Origin of the sequence: Nitrosomonas sp., assembly GCF_024282095.1 — a bacterium.
Classification (GTDB): Bacteria; Pseudomonadota; Gammaproteobacteria; order Burkholderiales; family Nitrosomonadaceae; genus Nitrosomonas.
Window position 1 is genome coordinate 1 of the sequence record NZ_JAMWZS010000051.1, and the last position, 17,028, is coordinate 17,028.

18 protein-coding genes are annotated in these 17,028 nt (G+C 48.6%); 15 read left to right on the forward strand and 3 right to left on the reverse strand.

The annotated features are described in order from the left end of the window. Positions 1-301 precede the first annotated feature (301 nt). The 9 genes from Q0K92_RS11875 (at position 302) to Q0K92_RS11915 (ending at position 6,197) form a co-directional block, all read left to right on the forward strand. The gene (locus tag Q0K92_RS11875) at positions 302-535 is read left to right on the forward strand and encodes an addiction module protein (protein WP_297326008.1); all 234 of its coding nucleotides are present in this window, start codon (positions 302-304) and stop codon (positions 533-535) included. Then, on the forward strand, positions 520-813 hold the full coding sequence (locus Q0K92_RS11880) for a type II toxin-antitoxin system RelE/ParE family toxin (protein ID WP_297326009.1): 294 nt from the start codon (positions 520-522) through the stop codon (positions 811-813). Before Q0K92_RS11875 ends, Q0K92_RS11880 begins: the two co-directional genes overlap by 16 nt. A 31-nt stretch (positions 814-844) precedes the next feature. Continuing rightward, positions 845-2,062, forward strand: a complete 1,218-nt coding sequence (locus Q0K92_RS11885; RefSeq protein ID WP_297326010.1) for an alpha/beta fold hydrolase — start codon at positions 845-847, stop codon at positions 2,060-2,062. A 243-nt stretch (positions 2,063-2,305) separates the two neighbouring features. After that, complete coding sequence (locus tag Q0K92_RS11890; RefSeq protein ID WP_297326011.1) at positions 2,306-2,866, forward strand: hypothetical protein; 561 nt, start codon at positions 2,306-2,308, stop codon at positions 2,864-2,866. A 10-nt stretch (positions 2,867-2,876) separates the two neighbouring features. Continuing rightward, positions 2,877-3,221, forward strand: coding sequence for a hypothetical protein (locus tag Q0K92_RS11895; RefSeq protein ID WP_297326012.1), 345 nt, complete (start codon positions 2,877-2,879; stop codon positions 3,219-3,221). Positions 3,222-3,401: 180 nt separating this feature from the next. Further along, positions 3,402-4,493: a LuxR C-terminal-related transcriptional regulator gene (locus tag Q0K92_RS11900; protein WP_297326013.1), complete on the forward strand. Its 1,092-nt coding sequence runs from the start codon at positions 3,402-3,404 to the stop codon at positions 4,491-4,493. Positions 4,494-4,604: 111 nt separating this feature from the next. Then, complete coding sequence (locus Q0K92_RS11905) at positions 4,605-5,114, forward strand: hypothetical protein (RefSeq protein ID WP_297326014.1); 510 nt, start codon at positions 4,605-4,607, stop codon at positions 5,112-5,114. Between the two features lie 28 nt (positions 5,115-5,142). Continuing rightward, a complete protein-coding gene (locus Q0K92_RS11910) occupies positions 5,143-5,571 on the forward strand; it encodes a hypothetical protein (RefSeq protein ID WP_297326015.1) in 429 nt (142 codons plus the stop codon). 2 nt (positions 5,572-5,573) lie between these two features. Next, positions 5,574-6,197 carry a hypothetical protein gene (locus tag Q0K92_RS11915; RefSeq protein WP_297326016.1) on the forward strand — a complete coding sequence of 208 codons (624 nt, stop codon included), beginning with the start codon at positions 5,574-5,576 and terminating at the stop codon, positions 6,195-6,197. A gap of 340 nt (positions 6,198-6,537) precedes the next feature. Here Q0K92_RS11915 and Q0K92_RS11920 read toward each other — a convergent pair whose 3' ends face one another. After that, complete coding sequence (locus tag Q0K92_RS11920; protein WP_297326017.1) at positions 6,538-7,665, reverse strand: ATP-binding protein; 1,128 nt, start codon at positions 7,663-7,665, stop codon at positions 6,538-6,540. Positions 7,666-7,955: 290 nt separating this feature from the next. Between Q0K92_RS11920 and Q0K92_RS11925 the strand changes: the two genes are divergently transcribed. The 5 genes from Q0K92_RS11925 (at position 7,956) to Q0K92_RS11945 (ending at position 13,424) form a co-directional block, all read left to right on the forward strand. Then, positions 7,956-8,294, forward strand: coding sequence for a cupin domain-containing protein (locus tag Q0K92_RS11925; RefSeq protein ID WP_297326018.1), 339 nt, complete (start codon positions 7,956-7,958; stop codon positions 8,292-8,294). Positions 8,295-8,470: 176 nt separating this feature from the next. Continuing rightward, complete coding sequence (locus Q0K92_RS11930; protein WP_297326019.1) at positions 8,471-8,824, forward strand: arsenate reductase family protein; 354 nt, start codon at positions 8,471-8,473, stop codon at positions 8,822-8,824. Positions 8,825-9,129: 305 nt separating this feature from the next. Next, positions 9,130-11,658, forward strand: coding sequence for a 3-hydroxyacyl-CoA dehydrogenase/enoyl-CoA hydratase family protein (locus Q0K92_RS11935; RefSeq protein ID WP_297326020.1), 2,529 nt, complete (start codon positions 9,130-9,132; stop codon positions 11,656-11,658). A 52-nt stretch (positions 11,659-11,710) separates the two neighbouring features. After that, positions 11,711-12,910, forward strand: a complete 1,200-nt coding sequence (locus Q0K92_RS11940) for an acetyl-CoA C-acyltransferase (protein ID WP_297326021.1) — start codon at positions 11,711-11,713, stop codon at positions 12,908-12,910. Between the two features lie 37 nt (positions 12,911-12,947). Beyond that, positions 12,948-13,424 (forward strand): hotdog fold thioesterase, encoded by a 477-nt coding sequence (locus Q0K92_RS11945; RefSeq protein ID WP_297326022.1) that lies wholly within the window; start codon positions 12,948-12,950, stop codon positions 13,422-13,424. Positions 13,425-13,522: 98 nt separating this feature from the next. Here Q0K92_RS11945 and Q0K92_RS11950 read toward each other — a convergent pair whose 3' ends face one another. Then, complete coding sequence (locus tag Q0K92_RS11950) at positions 13,523-13,954, reverse strand: hypothetical protein (RefSeq protein WP_297326023.1); 432 nt, start codon at positions 13,952-13,954, stop codon at positions 13,523-13,525. 239 nt (positions 13,955-14,193) lie between these two features. Here Q0K92_RS11950 and Q0K92_RS11955 point away from each other — a divergent pair, with 239 nt between their 5' ends. Further along, positions 14,194-15,558 carry a DUF3422 domain-containing protein gene (locus Q0K92_RS11955; protein ID WP_297326024.1) on the forward strand — a complete coding sequence of 455 codons (1,365 nt, stop codon included), beginning with the start codon at positions 14,194-14,196 and terminating at the stop codon, positions 15,556-15,558. Between the two features lie 130 nt (positions 15,559-15,688). Here the strand turns inward: Q0K92_RS11955 and Q0K92_RS11960 are convergent. Continuing rightward, on the reverse strand, positions 15,689-17,028 hold a 1,340-nt coding region (locus Q0K92_RS11960; protein WP_297326025.1), incomplete at its 5' end, for an L-serine ammonia-lyase.

Here is a 17,028-nt window from a genome sequence, read left to right on the forward strand (position 1 = left end):
GAGAAATTACGAAAGCATGGTCGCTATGGCATGTGGGTATCTATGGTTACCTATGTGAAATGTCAACAGACCCTAGGGAAACGCTGAATAACTGTCATTTCGAGCGCAGCGAGAAATCTATGACATTGATTCACAAAGATTCCTCACTTTGTTCGGAATGACAAACATGAATTATTCAGAGTTTCCCTAGGTTACAACCAGAAGGGTTTGCACAGGGTTATCAGTATTGCATTCCATGTAAGCTGGATATCCGGTTGGCTGCGATTTAGCATGTTTTTTGAAAAAGAGTACAATGCCTCTTATGAATAATATTTCAATTGCTGACATTCTTAAGCTTCCGGTGCAGGAACGGATCCGTCTTGTTGAGCTAATCTGGGACAGTGTTGCCGCAGTGCCTGAAGCTTTAGAAATTTCACCCGAGCTAAAAACCGAGCTTGAGGCTCGGTTGGCAGAGTTTGAGGCGAATCCTGAAGCGGGTTACTCGTGGGAACAAGTCAAATCCTGTCTTAACGATGGTTCATGGCGTTCCGTCTGAAATTTTCCACACGTGCATTACGAGAAATTGGAGAAGCTCGGGCATGGTACGAAATACAGAGCGCGGGTCTTGGTGAGGAATTCATTGCCGCCATGGAGTTGCAGTTAAAACGTTTGGAGCAAGCACCGCTGCTCTATGCTGAAGTAATTCCCAAAGTTCGTCGAGCGCTCCTTCCACGCTTCCCTTATGGTTTGTTTTATATAGTGCAAGAGGATTTGGTGCACGTTTTAGCTGTATTACATGATGTTCGTAATCCAGGACGATGGCCGAAAGTCTGATAAGACGAAGGGATCACGTCTTAGTAATGTAATGAAACTAAACCGTAACTATCCCGCAGCGATCCTGACAAGCGTCTTCCTGCTGTTGACGATGCTATCCGGTTGTGTGCATCACAAATTCGTGAGCGAGCCTTATCCGCGCTGGGGGGAAGAGAGTCGTGTCGACCAATCCGGCGACAGCGGGCCGTTGATTGTGCGGACGCTTTTTCCGCCGGCACCGACCAATGCACGCGCTTGTATGTTGCTGGTTCATGGTATGAATGAGCATGTCGGGCGCTATGGCGAGGTGGCGCGTCATTTTGCCCGGCAGTTTATCGTCGCGGGTTTCGATTTTTATGCCCACGGTCTTTCCAATCCGCTACTGCGGCAGGCGGATATGGCGTTGGCCGGCGGTGCGGACAGACTGGATGTCAGCGATGCTTATTTGGCGCAGTCATCGTTGTACGATCTGGAACCGATGCGCCGGACTTTGGATCAGGTGCTCAGGAAGACGATTGCGCTTTGTGACGAACACGAGCAGGGTGATGTAGAGCGGCCTGTGTTTATCGTTGCGCACAGCCTGGGCGCGTTGGTTACCGCTTCTTATTTGCTGTCGAACCGGAATGAGAGCGATGCGGTCAGGCGCGTACAGGGTGTCATTTTTCTGGCTCCGGCTTTCGCTGTCAGCGAGCCGCCCGGGTGGCGCGGTTGGCTGGCAAATCCGTTGATCAAACTGTCTTTTCACGCCGAAACGCATTTTTTGCACCCCCAGGAAGAGCCTTTGCCTGTGTTAATGGCCAATCAGTTGTTATCGCTGGTAACCGTGCCGCTGCTGGACGGAATATTCGAAGTATTTTCCTGGCCGGGCTTGCGAAGTTTTCTGACACCTGGCGCGCAGGCCTGGGTGGTGGATTATCTGACCGATAGTGAAGAAGAGAAGGCACGCCTGCGCGCCGATGACTGGATTATCCGTCGTGCTCTGTTGCGTTTTGTGAAGGGTATCGAAGCGGAGATTGTGCGCTTCCGCCGTCAAATGGGTGAGTTCACGTTGCCCTATTATCTGGTTTACTCGGAACAGGATCCGATCACGGCATCCTGGGGCAACAAGGATTTTGCCCGCGCCACTTTGGTACATCATGCGGATAACGACGTGCTGGCGCTGCCGGATCTGCGTTATCACCAACATCTGTTTCTAAAAGAACCCGCGCGCACTGAGCTGCTGAGACATATTGAACACTGGATTGATCGCCGGCTGCATGCAGTGGAATGACATGTGCTGGTAGCGGGAGTAGACTGCAAAAGTCGCGATTTTTCATGATAGGCATAGATTTAACGCTATGCGCTATGATGAAACAATCGATACAGTGTTTATAAGCGCAGGGGGAGTATCGCGAGCAGTGTTGCGAGCAGTGGGTAGGTGTGGTTTTTGGCACGGCAGGTTATATCATTGAGTGATTTAATCAGAAATCGGCTGAGCCGGGCATATCGATTTTTAACTTAAGTGAGGAAAGCTATGAGGAAACTATCGTTAGTTCTTATGGTTGTGGTTTTACTGAGCGGTTGCGCAGGCATTCGGCTCGTCAGTGATTACGACGAGGTGATCGATAAAGGGATTACCGAATTTGCAGAGCAATTCAACACGCATGTCAAAAATATGGGCGACCTTGCCGGAACCCCGGACGGCACCTACGAAGTAAATCTGAGAACTTACAATGCGCTCGAATCAAAACTCGACGTGATGATTGCAAGAGCATCGGCAGTGTCCGAAAGCAAAGGCTGCAAGTTGGAGAAGAAAGTATTTGATCGCGTGCAATCTGCGCTGAAGAGCGGCATGCCGGCCGAAATGCAATCCAGTGACAGCGCCCAGACCGGCAATTCGCATGGATGTAACGAAAGATTGCTGATGCTGGTAAAAGATCAATTCAACTTCGTGAAGCAGATTCATAAAGAGACCGACAAATGCGGGGAAAATAAACTCTCCTGCCTGAGGCCTGCAACAGCGAAAACCGCTTTAAGTATCGCAAACCAGTCCATCAATGCGGTATCCATTGTCGAAACCGCGAAGAAACAGTGAGGAGAAAATCATGAACATCAATGCAGATGAAATTTACAACAAGATGATGGGTGTCGCTGAAGATTCATTCAAGGACGGCTGGAGCGCGGTAAAAACATATGCCCCGGCGGAGTTCAAGAAGATGTCATTGCAATTGGCTGAGATAGTTCACAATATTGCATTGTATAAAATGGACAACACGCAAGGGTATTCGCCTGAAACGGGAAAAATCCTTTTCAAGATGCAGAAAACAGCCTGTGAAAGTGTATTGGTCGCAGTGACGCATCTGACGGTCATTGCCGTGCAGAATGCGCTCAATGCAATTTTGCAAGCACTGAAGGATGCTTTTGGCGAGGTTATTGCAACGGTTGTTTAGCCTTTATCGGGTTTAATTCCTCGCCGCTTGCGGCGGGGTGCTTTATTGATTTGTTTGGTTCTGTAATATCGCTGCATTCTTTGTGAGAATATTCACAGCCCGCTGATTCTTAGTCAGATATACTGCTTTTCTATATTCAGAATTCTTCATGAATACTAAAAAGAAAGTGGAGATAGGGAGATGGATAAAGAAATCGCGCTGGATGTGCTGGCTAACAGGGATCATCAGGTCGCATCAGCAACCATCAACTGGTTGAATAATTGTCAGAATAAGGATGAATTCAACCAGGTATTGAAAGCGGCATTACTGCCTTTGTTAGCATGCAATGGCGTATTTTACGGGCGGCTGATAGGGGAACAGAATACGCTGCAATTACTCGGCAGCATCAACCAGTCGACATGTTGCCCGGATGGTTGGGAACGATTCTTGGACGCTGTTTTACAGAAATCGGTAGCAGAAAATTCCATCACCGATAGCGCGCATATGCCGCGCTCCATCAATTCTTCCAATATGGTGCATTGTATTGACAGCCTGAGCAGCTGTCAGCATTCTTTCGATCAGTCTTGGCAGCAATCACATCACAACTGCACAATCGTTACAGTTTTTGATGAGGGGCATCAACCCGCATTCCAGTTTTATTTTTGCCGTCTTACCGCGCATCAGCAGATGTTCAGTCGGCGTGATATCGAATTGTTGAAAATACTCAGACCCACTTTGTTGCAAGCGTTGCGATTCATACTGTTTCGCGAGGAAACGCTGAATCTCCGGCAGATGCGCAATTTCTGGTCGGATCATACAGATCCGATCGTTGTCATTCGTGGTGATGGTGCAGTCATTTTTCAGAGCCAGGCTTTTGAGCGAATTATTGATCACGGAAAACACACATTTCTGTCGACAACATTGGCTCTTGTCAAAACCATCCAAAGCGATCAGATCGGGTGGTACAGTTTTTTGTCAAAATTGGGTAAGCGCTTGTATGAAATCAAACTGACCTTGATCAATGCGGATGCCAATGTTCATCATTGCGTCTATTTGCTGCACCTGTCACGCATCACATACCGAATCGGGAAAATCTTCAATCGATTGGATAGAATCGGCCTGACAAGCCGTGAACTGGAAATTACCCTGTTGATTTGCCAGGGCAACTCAACCCGGGAAATCGCACAGGAGATCAATCTCAGCTATCACACAGTGCGCAACCACATCAAGAATATCTATGACAAACTGGGTGTTTCAACGCGCAGTGAAATGCTGGTGCGGATTGGCTATTAATCCAAAATGACTCAATTGGGCTATTTTTGTAAGGATTACTTTGTTGTATAACTGCAGTTGGTCGAGTAAAAAATATGTGTTTGTCGGATTAAATGAAGCAACAACCTATCCATGATGCAAAAACCGTTATTGCTGATATATCCATTGATCCTGCTCATTACTGGGTGTGCGATTAACGACATAGGTTTTACCAGGCTACGGCATTTTGAGAATGAAACCAGTTATATGACGACACAGAAAACATGGGGCGGTTTTATCAGTACGCATCATAGTGATGGTGGCTTAACATTGGGACAGGCGGAAAGAATTAAGATTTACCCAAAATTGGAAAAAAATACGCAAATACCCATTGATCAATTTTTACAACAAGTTGACGGCAATGATTTTGTGGAAATCAGTACCAAAGAGATTAATTTGGGAGATGCGCAACCTTTTGCGTGGTTTGAAAAAAATCAAGGCATTATGTTTCATGCCAATCCAATGAAGATTGGTTTTTCAGCAGGAATCGAATCTCGAAGCGTTTTGCGGTTGCCGCTGAGTTTTAACGGTATCTTCATCATCAACCGTGATCAAAATGGTACCGTCAAAGCGGGTGTTCAAGGGGAGTTACAAAAACAATGAATTTCTTGATTAAAGCAAAGGAAACATCATGAAGATATTACTACTTAAGCTTGGTTTCATATGCCTGCTGCTTTCCGGCTGTCAAGCTACGCATCTTGTTTATGTGCATGGGACAACGGTGGGATTGGATGTTGCTGCCAGTACAGAGGGTACAGGACGTTTGGTTTTTGGTTATGACCGAGATACGTTTGCCCTGATTCCACATAAAAATGATGATGGAAAAGAGCCAGATGTCATGAGTCTGGCTGCCGTGAGTTGTGTTTATGCCTGGGGTTTAGATGATGTGCAATTTCGGCATTTTGTATCAACTGGGACTGCCGCTATCAATATAGTGAAAGAACCTACCACTCTAGGTCAAATCAAGGATAGCATCCAAGGAGGCGGTAAAAAGTGTGAGCCAAAAGAAGATGCTCAGAAACCAGCAGACAATAAAAATACTGCTCAAGGAGGAAAGTAAACATGTGCGCCAAAATAAGAATATGTATGACTGCTTGCCTTTCTTTCTTGTTGATTGGATGTGTTAATCCTCCGATGTATTTTTATGAGACAGAAAAAATTTCTTTAACGGTAGAGGCACGCCCGGATTCATCGCAACCGGTACAAGGTAGTCTTGGTATCAAGCAGCGCCTTGCCTTGGTTGCACCTAAGAAGAATCAGAACGACAGTAGTAAGGGTGTTGGAGAAGCAGTTTCTGCTCTCAGTAGTTTTAGCTTTAAAATCATGCCAGAAAAAAATAATCTATTTGATCCCGTGCTTATTCAGACTGCTTTCATAACTGGTGAGGCTGCCGCGAAACTAAATAACCCTGAAGATGTGGCAAAAGCTGCTCGTGCCATAACGCTTGGAGGCAACCAAATTGAAAATATGGATACACATGCTGAATGTGTCATTACCAATGCAATAAATACTGTACCGAATAAGATTGATCTCCTAAAAGAAATTGTAAAAAAGGACAATTCTAAGAATTTCTCTGATAAGGATTGGAATAACTTAATAGATATTGCCAAGCCTTGCGGTATATCAGATCGGATGCTCTACGCAGACAGTACGCATCAAGCATTACAAAAGAAATTGAATAAATAGTGAGGTTAATTATGAGTCAATATGTTTGTAAATTTGTTGTAATAAATACAATACCAACTGATACAGTATCGGCCGACTCTCTGTCGATTCAGGTGACTAAGGATTATGGCAATAATGGATTGGAATTAATCAGCGTGACACCTATCCCTAATACTAATCCACCAGGAATGTTATTAACGTTTCAAAAAGAAGTTGTTTAGTAATTAGAGTCTGGAATTTTTGTCCTGATCAATTTGATGAGTCTAGTAGAACACCATCATGCTACTACTGCGCTAACAAATGAAATTAGGCGCCCAACTGGCAAAATATCCAATGTAATATATTGTACTAGTTGGGCTTATTACTTGCTCATCATGAGTTCATTCAGAAAATCTGCCAGACCCACCGCCTCAGTATTTTCCCCCAAAGAAAAACGCTCGCTGCCGGGATAAATGATGAAATTTCTTGATGCCGCAATATCCTGGCTGGCGAGGCGTTGCCCTTTGGTGAATTGAGGCGCAAACGTTCTTTTAATTTCGATGGTCCATGTTTCGTTTCCTGATTTTTCCAGCACCAGATCGATCTCATTGCTGGACGAGGTTCTGTAAAAATAGGGCTTGATCTGATTCCGGTCTATGGTGTTCAGAATGTTTTCAATCACAAATCCTTCCCAGCTCATGCCGATGATAGGGTGTCTGAGCAGGGTTTCTTGGTTGTCTATTCCCAGTAAAGCGTGCAGAAGTCCGCTGTCCCGGATATAAACTTTGGGTGATTTGATCAATCGTTTTCCCAGGTTCTTGTGCAGCGGTGTTAATCTTTGGACAAGCAGCAGGTCGACCATCAGATCAAGGTAACTCATGACCGTTTTGCCGTCGACACCTAACGAAGCTGCAATATGGGATGCGTTTAATAACGAACCTTGCAGGTGCGCCAGCATCATCCAGAAACGCCGCAGGGTCTCAGCGGGTATACGTGGTCCTAGTTGCGGGATGTCGCGTTCCAGATACGTGCGGATGAAGCTGCTGCGCCACAAAAGGCTTTTTTTGTCATTGCTTGCGAGTAGGCTGTCGGGAAAACCGCCTCTTAGCCATAGTCGATCCATATCCTCCGGATATTCTGCAACCGTGATGGGTGATAGTTCGCAATAGGCAATGCGGCCAGCCAGCGTTTCGCCGGATTGCTTGAGTAAATCAATCGAGGCGGAACCAAGAAATAAAAATTGCCCTGACGTGTGCCCTGCTCTTCTATTTTTGTCGATAATGCCGCGTAATTCCTCGAAGATGCCTGGAATACGCTGCACTTCATCCAGAATAATGAGTTTGTCTTTGTGATTCTCCAAATAATAAGCCGGACTGGCCAACTTGGCGCGATCCTCTGCCGATTCCAGGTCAAGATAAACAGAAGCAAAATCTTTAGCGATTTCCAGTGCCAGCGTAGTTTTGCCTACTTGCCGCGGTCCCAGTAGTGCTACCGCTGGAAAAGTATCCATCAGTTCTTTCAGTTCAGTGTGTTTTTCACGTCTTATCATGTTTGTATATTAGGAGTATGATTCCTAAAACGCAAGGTTGTTATGGTGGTGATAATATAAGAATTTTATATCGATAGATTTCTAATTATTTTTCATGACATTGATTCTAATTATATTTATATTTATTCTTGCGAATGTAACTAACCTATTATGCGACGGTTGTGCCGGGGCCATTGGTGCCGGTTATCTGATTCACTGATACTTGCCTGGTAATCAACAATACAGTTTTAACAAAACATAAGGTGATACGAATGCTGAAAGCAACATTATCTGATCTGATGCAACGAATACCTGGTAAAGCGAGTGCGGAATGGCCGATGGGCGAGCCGTTTACGCTGGCATTTGCGCATGGTTCCATGTCGGTGGAAGTCTATGCGCCCAAGGACACCGATATTCAGACACCGCACGATCAGGATGAGCTGTACTTCATCCACTCCGGTCATGGTGAGATTGTCATTGCCGGGGAACGTCACAAATTTGAGCCAGGTATGGTGTTTTTTGTGGCGGCCCATGTCGAGCATCGTTTTGAAAATTTTTCTCCGGATTTTTCCAACTGGGTGGTGTTCTGGGGACCGAAAGGCGGTGAATAAATGGGCATTTCCCAAAATCCAAGTTTCGTTACAACGCTTCGTTGCTTGCAAAAAAATGTTTCCTTACATATCTGGTATATGCTGCGTCATCATTTCTTGCTCGCGCCTTGCTTTGTTTAGAACTTTGAATTTTTGGAAACGCCCAAAGTACAGATTTCTGTTTTTTGGAATGAGATATGCTTAAATTTTACGGTTATAAAAAATGCGATACCTGCCGCAAGGCGGAAAAATTCCTGCAAGAAGCTGGGATTAACTATGAGTTTGTTGATATCACCGAGAACCCACCGACTGCGGAAGAGCTCGCTGCCATTACTGAACGTGCCAATGTTTCACTGCACAAACTCTTCAATACCAGCGGTGTGCAATACCGCGAATTAAAGATCAAGGTACGGCTGCCTGCGCTATCTCAGCGGGAGATTCTGGCTTTGCTGGCAAGCAGCGGTCGTCTGATCAAGAGGCCATTGGTTACCGATGGAAAGCGCGCAACGGTGGGTTTTAATGCAGAGCAGTTTGCCGCTGTTTGGCGTTAATGTCTGCTCATTGCACTTTTTGTTTTCAGCTCGCTGGCAGTGTGAGGCTTTAACAACCTGTTAAGGAGCCTCTGAATAACCGTCATTTCGAGTACGGCGAGAAATCTATGTTGCTATGTTGTTGACTCAGAAAGATTCCTCGCTACGTTCGGAATGACAAAGATGGGTTATTCAGAGATTCCTTAAACACTTCCATAATCCTGTCAACAAACAAGCTTGCGCTTTGGCGCTCATGCTTGTACTCTTTCCAATCATAGTCGGCATGAATAGGGCTTATCAATAACCGCATCTAGCAGGAGGCGAAATTGGGTGATCAACGTTTTTTAGTACGTAAGGCGGCGGTACTGGGGGCTGGTGTGATGGGAGCGCAGATTGCCGCGCATCTGGTGAATGCCAATATTGAAACACTGCTGTTTGAGTTGCCGGGCGCTGCGGATAATCCCAACGCCAACGTCATCAAAGCCGTGGAGAAACTCAAAAAACAGGAACCTGCACCACTGTCGGTTAAAGCCAAAGCAACTTGCATTCAAGCGGCGAATTATGATCAGCATCTGGAATTACTGAAGGACTGCGATCTGGTGATCGAGGCGATTGCCGAGCGCATGGACTGGAAGCGCGATTTATACACAAAGGTTGCGCCACATCTCGGCGAACACACGATTTTCGCCAGCAATACTTCCGGGTTATCGATCAATCAATTGGCTGAAGCTTTTCCGGAAGCGTTGCGCCATCGCTTCTGCGGTATCCATTTTTTCAATCCGCCACGCTATATGCATCTGGTTGAACTGATTCCCTGTCGGGCCAGTGATGCGGATATGCTTGACCATTTGGAAGGATTTTTGGTGACACACCTCGGCAAGGGAGTGATTCGCGCCAAAGATACGCCGAATTTTATCGCCAATCGCATCGGTGTGTTTTCCCTGCTCGCAACGATGCATCATGGCCAAGCGTTTGGTTTTGGCTTTGATCGGGTCGATGCGTTGACCGGCTCCCTGATTGGCCGCCCTAAGAGCGCGACATTCCGCACCGCCGATGTGGTGGGGCTGGATACCTTGGCGCATGTCATCAATACCATGCGCGATACCTTGCCGGATGATGCCTGGCATCGCTATTTCGCCGTGCCGGATTGGCTGCAGGGATTGATACAGGCCGGTGCGCTGGGGGAAAAGGTCAAGCGTGGGGTATATCAGAAAGTAAAAAATGAAATCCATGTATTTGATCTACCGTCACAGGCGTACCGATTATCCGCTGGCGAAGTGAATGAGGATTTGAAGCGGTTGCTGAAATACAGCAGTCCGACTGAGAAGTTTGCCGCCTTACGCAATAGCTATGAGCCGCAGGCACAGTTTTTGTGGTCGATTTTCCGCGATTTGTTTCATTACTGCGCGGTGCAACTGGAAGCCATTGCCGATAATGCGCGCGACCTGGATTTGGCGGTGCGCTGGGGGTTCGGCTGGAATCAGGGGCCGTTTGAAATCTGGCAGGCAGCCGGCTGGAAGCAGATTGCCGACTGGATTCAGGAGGATATTGCCGCCGGTAAAAGCATGAGTCAGGCACCCTTACCGCAGTGGGTGATGGCAATTGCTGCCAGCGAAACGCAGCGTGTGCATAGCGCGCAAGGCTCTTTTGCACCGTTATCCGGGAAACCACAACTGCGTTCAAGGTTGCCGGTGTACCAGCGCCAGCTTTTCCCGGATCGATTGACCGGTGAAGAAGCCACTTATGGGGAAACCATCTTTGAAACCGATGCGGTAAGACTGTGGCATACCGGTGATAAAATCGCCATTCTGAGTTTCAAGAGCAAAATGCACACCATCGGCATCGATGTGCTGCAAGGTATCCAGCAAGCGATCAAGGAAGCGGAGCAGAATTGGCGTGCGCTGGTGATCTGGCAAACTGAGCCACCGTTTTCAGCCGGTGCCAATTTACAGAAAGCTACCGAACGGCCGAAACCGGATGCGCAGCATGCAGGCGCACCGCCCGCACCACCTGCGCCGCCATCGGCATTCCAGTCATTCCTGAAGAAATTCAAAAAATCGGCGCAAGCGACAGTGCTGCACGTGGCGCATGAGCTTGATCTGGCCGACGTGCTGATGGCCAAGAAGTTGGCGGAAGTCGATGGCATGATCCAACTGTTTCAGCAAACGTCGCAAGCGTTGCGTTACTCGATGATCCCAACCGTTGCTGCGGTGGATGGCCTGGCATTGGGTGGCGGGTGTGAGTTTGTCATGCATTGTGATCGCGCTGTGGCGACACTGGAGAGCTATATCGGTCTGGTGGAAGTAGGGGTTGGATTGTTGCCGGCGGGCGGCGGATGTAAGGAATTTGCCATGAGAGCCGCGCAGAATGCCAAAGATGGCGATCCGTTTCCGCAGTTGAAATATTATTTCCAGACGGTGGCAATGGCAGAATTGGCGAAAAGCGCCGAACAGGCGAAAGAACTCGGCTACTTGCGTCTTGCCGACACGGTGGTGATGCATCGTTTTGAATTGCTGCATGTCGCCAAGGCGCAGGCGTTGGCGTTAGCGGAAGCCGGTTATCGTCCGCCATTGCGTGCACGGGAAATTCCAGTAGCCGGCAATACCGGGATTGCGACGATCCAAAGCCAGCTGGTGAACATGCGCGAAGGCGGCTTTATTTCCGAACACGACAATCTGATCGCCAGCAAGGTGGCGCATGTCATGTGCGGCGGCGATCTGACGCCGGGCAGCTTGGTCGATGAAGACTGGTTCCTGGAACTGGAACGTGCAGCCTTTATGGCATTGCTGGCAACTGAGAAGACCCAGGCGCGCATCGAACATACGCTGAAAACCGGCAAACCGCTGAGAAACTGATTTGCAGACCAAATAGCAAGTATTCCAAGATCGACGATCCACGGAGAAACCCATGACCAAGCAAACCCAAGAAGCTTATATCGTAGCAGCCGCGCGCACACCAGTTGGCAAGGCGCCGCGCGGCATGTTTAAAAATGTGCGCCCCGACGACATGCTGGTGCATGTGCTGCATGCTGTGCTGAAACAATGTGAAGGACTGGATCCGGCAGCGATCGATGATGTCATCGTGGGATGCGCCATGCCGGAGGCGGAGCAGGGCATCAACGTCGCGCGCGTGGCGCTGCTGTTGGCGGGTTTGCCCAACAGCGTGGCCGGCATGACGGTCAATCGCTTTTGCGCATCTGGACTGCAATCCGTTGCGCTGGCAGCGGATCGGATTCGCCTCGGTGAAGCGGATGTGATGATTGCCGGTGGCACTGAGAGCATGAGCATGGTGCCGATGATGGGTAACAAAGTTGCGATGAATCCAGCCATGTTTGAACATCAGGAAAATGTGGCGATTGCTTATGGCATGGGCATGACGGCAGAGAAAGTGGCGGAACAATGGAAAGTGTCGCGTGAAGATCAGGATGAATTCGCTTTGACCAGCCACCAGCGCGCTTTAAAAGCGATTGAATCCGGTGAGTTCACGCAGGAAATCGCACCTTATCCCGTGGATGAGAAACGTCCTGATCTGATCACGCATACCGTACACGAAGAAATTGTCATGAAAGGCACCGACGAAGGACCGCGCGCCGATACCAGCTTCGAAGCGTTGGCCAAATTGAGACCGGTTTTTGCCGCCAAGGGCTCGGTAACTGCCGGCAACAGCTCGCAAACATCCGATGGCGCGGGTGCGGTGGTACTGATGAGTGAGGCCGCGATGAAGCGCTTTAATTTGTCCCCACTCGGGCGTTTTATCGGATTTGCCGTCGCGGGTGTGCCGCCCGAGATCATGGGTGTTGGCCCTATTCAAGCCATTCCCAAAGTGCTGAAGCAAACCGGTATCAAACAAAGTGATCTGGATTGGATCGAATTGAACGAGGCGTTTGCTGCACAGAGTCTTGCCGTAATTCGCGACTTGGGATTGGATCGCAGTAAAGTGAATCCGCTGGGTGGCGCGATTGCATTGGGTCATCCGCTGGGTGCGACCGGCTCGATTCGTGTGGCGACCTTGTTGCATGGATTGCGCCGCCATAAACAGAAGTACGGCATGGTGACCATGTGTATCGGCAGCGGCATGGGCGCAGCGGGGGTGTTCGAGTCGCTATAAGCAAGCGCCGATGACAATAATAAAAAGGAAATGATACATGAGTGTTATTTGGTTTAAAGAGTACGCGATTGACTATCTGGAAGGTTTGCGTAATGCCAATATGGGGGAACATATCGGTATTCAGTTCACTGAGCTGGGACCGAATTACCTGAAGGGACGCATGCCTGTCGATAAGCGCACAACGCAGCCATTCGGTATCCTGCATGGCGGTGCGAGTTGTGTGTTATCGGAAACGCTAGGCAGTGTGTCTGGGTGGATGACGATTGATCCGGAAAAATATCGTGCGGTTGGATTGGAGTTGAATATCAATCACATCCGTGCAGTTACTAAAGGCCATGTCATTGGTATTTGTACACCGCTGCATACCGGCCGTCGCACACAAGTCTGGCAGACCGATATTGTTGAAGAGGCTACCGGCAAGCGCGTGGCGATTTCGCGCTTGACGTTGGCGATCATTGAACAAGGGACGCTGAGCACACAAAAGGAACATGTGATCGTCGATAGAACGTCATAAGGCATTGTTCAACAAAAAACCCTCATACTTTTGGTGTGAGGGTTTTTTGTTGGATGAAAACTTTGATAACGCTCTATGTAGTGGGCTTTAACAGCCTGTTAAGTTTCCTTGCTGTCTTTACTTTTGTTGACTGATTTTTCATCCGCTGATTCGATGTTTTCGGATGATGACTCTGCTTTGAGATTGTCGGTAGTTTCGACCGGCGCTGTGTCACCATCGGATGGATTGCTCGCGACAGTGTTCTCGGGTTTACTTTTGCTGTTCCACATGAAATAAGCCGCGCCCAGGGTAACCACCACCACCGGTAAAGTAATAAACACCAGCAGGGCATACTCAACCGTAACGTCCGTTCCCTGAGGGGGCGGACTACTCACAATGACATAGGCATGCGTCAAAGCAACGCCATAAACAGGCAGTAAAGCAGCCATGTAACGGTTGGTGATAAACGGGCGTACCGTTAACATATTCAGAATATTGGAAGCGTAGTATCCAATGAAATAAACAACAATATAAAAGAAAATGGCGCCCATGGGTTTCCTTGTATTGATCTGGCCTATCGGTGATAAAAAATCAGATTTCGCAAAAAGGCTGAAAATCTTCGGGTTTATGATACACAGATCACGGCAAAAATGTACTACAGATGACACTGAGTGACAAGATGCGCGAGGATTTATGCTGCAGGAAATATGTTGATATCCAGAAAAATTCATTTTCTGGTAATGAAAATTAGGTATGCTACCAACTGATTTAATCTGGTCGGGCTATTGTTATGGATTCAACTACGCCATCATCTTCATTGACTCATGCACCCAAAGATATCTCTAGGGATAATTTATTGAATATTCTGAATATTCCGGAATACTCAGAAAGGCTGGAATTGTATACCGAGCTCAACGCGGTGGCATACGAACTCCTGGCGCCACCTGTGCAGCTTTCTCATCTGGTATTGATATCCGAACGTCACTGGGTGGATCAGGAGCGCGCGCTGATCGGTGAGTTATGCGTGCGCTATGGTATTAGCCCGCCCAATACGCACGAAAATGATTTTAGCGCTGATTTTGGAGAGTTTCGTCTTCGCTGGGAGCGTCATACTGAATATTCGACGTATACCATTTATCGTGCCAAGTCCTTTGAGGTGCCGTTTGAACAGCCTGCGATTGGATATGTGCCGCACGAGTGGCTGGCGCGTTTGCCGGGAGAATTGCTGGTGGCGACACATATCGCCCTGGAGGATCGGTCGCGGCCTAAGCGCAGCTTGCATGAATTGGCTACTTTATTTACTTCCGGAACGGTGATTGGTTCCAAGGTGGCGGGAGGAGCGGCCAGCGTATGGAGCGATAATCAGATTCATCGTGATAATTTTGGCCGCATATTGATTCATGATGAAAACTTACGCAGCCGCCAGGTTGGACGATTAGTACAACGTCTGCTTGAAATCGAGACTTATCGCATGCTGGCGATGCTGCCATTGCCCATAACACGTGAGATCATTCCGCAATTGGCGCGGGCGGATCAGCGTTTGGCAGCACTGATTGCCAACAATGTGGAACTGACCAGTATCGAGGATGAGCAGCGTTTGCTGGACGAATTGACCCGCTTGTCCGCAGAGATTGAGCGTTTATCTGCCCAGACCGGTCATCGATTCAATGCCTCTAGAGCGTATTACGATATCGTGAAATTACGTATTGCCGAGCTGCGTGAAGAACGCATTGAAGGGTTGCAGATGTTGCAGGAATTCATGATTCAGCGCTTGTCGTCGGCCATGGGAACCTGCGAATTGGTGCATACCAAACTGGAAACGTTGTCGGTGCGTCTGGAGCGTGCAACGGCGTTGCTGCGAACCCGTGTTGATCTTTCCATGGAAGCGCAGATTCGTGATCTGCTGAAGTCCATGGATCATCGCGCACATGTGCAATTGCGCATGCAGGAAACGGTGGAAGGCTTGTCGGTGGTGGTGCTGAGCTACTATTTGCTGGGTATTCTGGGGTATGGATTAAAAGCGCTGAAGGCAGCAGGGCAGGATATCAATGTTGAACTGCTGACCGGTATTGCGATACCGGTTGTGGTGCTCAGTGTTTTCTTTGTCGTCAGAGGGGTGCGTCATGTGATCAGCAAGCTGCACCCGGATAAGTGATCGGCCTTGGTTATCTAGCGGATCTCTTATCTAATAACCCCATTTGTCATTTCGAACGTCGTGAGAAATCTTTGGGAACCATCAGCATAGATTTCTCGCTGTGTTCGAAATGGCTGTTTTCAGAAGCTCCTTAACATTCGGTGATACTGACTGCTAACCCGCCGAGCGAAGTTTCCTTATACTTCACCGACATTTCCAGTCCGGTCTGTTTCATCGCGGCGATACAATTATCCAGCGACATGAAATGCTGGCCGTCGCCGCGGATGGCCAGTGATGCAGCCGTATAAGCCTTGATGGCGCCAAAACCATTGCGTTCGATACACGGTACTTGCACCAGACTGCCGACCGGATCGCAGGTCATGCCCAGATGATGTTCCAGCGCAATCTCTGCGGCATTTTCAATTTGCTCGGTGCTGCCACCTTTAATCGCACATAAGCCCGCCGCTGCCATGGCGGATGCAGAGCCGACTTCACCCTGGCAGCCCACTTCAGCGCCGGAAATCGAACTGTTATGTTTGATCAATCCGCCGATCGCACCGGCCACCAGCAGGAAATCGCGCACTTGCTCCAAGGTTGCATCTTCATGTTTTACTGCGTAATAGATCACTGCCGGTATGACGCCTGCTGCACCATTGGTCGGTGCGGTGACTACCATGTGTCCGGCGGCATTTTCTTCATTCACCGCCATGGCGTATGCGCATAGCCAATCATTCAGGTTGGCCTTGTGCGGGTTATCCTGTAGTTGTTGATACAGAGAATGGGCGCGCCGTTTAATGTTAAGTCCGCCAGGTAACCGGCCTTCAGCGATCAGGCCATTTTCAAGGCAGGTGCGCATCGCATCCCAGACGGCATCCAACCCGGCATTCAGTTGCGTTTCGCTGATGCGCTCCAGTTCATTGCTGCGCTTCATGGCGGCAATCGTTAAGCCGCTGTCGGCGGACATTTTCATCATCTGGTTGGCGCAATCGAAAGGAAAGCCGCAGGAACTGGTGGCTTCCATTTTGATCGGCGCAACAATTTGGCCGATTTCAGGCAAGGTGGTGATAAAGCCGCCGCCAATCGAGAAATAAGTTTCCGTTAGCAAAGTCTTGCCCGTTTCATCCAGCAATTGAAAAATCATACCATTCGGATGCTCCGGCAGCGGTTCTCCGCGATCAAAAATGATGTCCTCAGGCGGATTGAAATGGATCAATGCCGATTCGTTGATCTGAATGGTAGTTTGCTGCCAGAGCTTTTGGAACAATTCATTAACATTCAATTTAGCCAAGCCTTGCGGCGTATGCTGATGCATGCCCAAGGTCACAGCACGGTCGGTAGCGTGACCTTTGCCGGTGAACGCCAGCGATCCGCGCAAGGTGCACCGAACCTGCAGGAACGATGGCATCGGATGACTGGCAACAAAAGCCTGAATGCGGTCGCGAAAATCCTTGGCGGCAACCATGGGTCCCATGGTATGCGAGCTGGATGGGC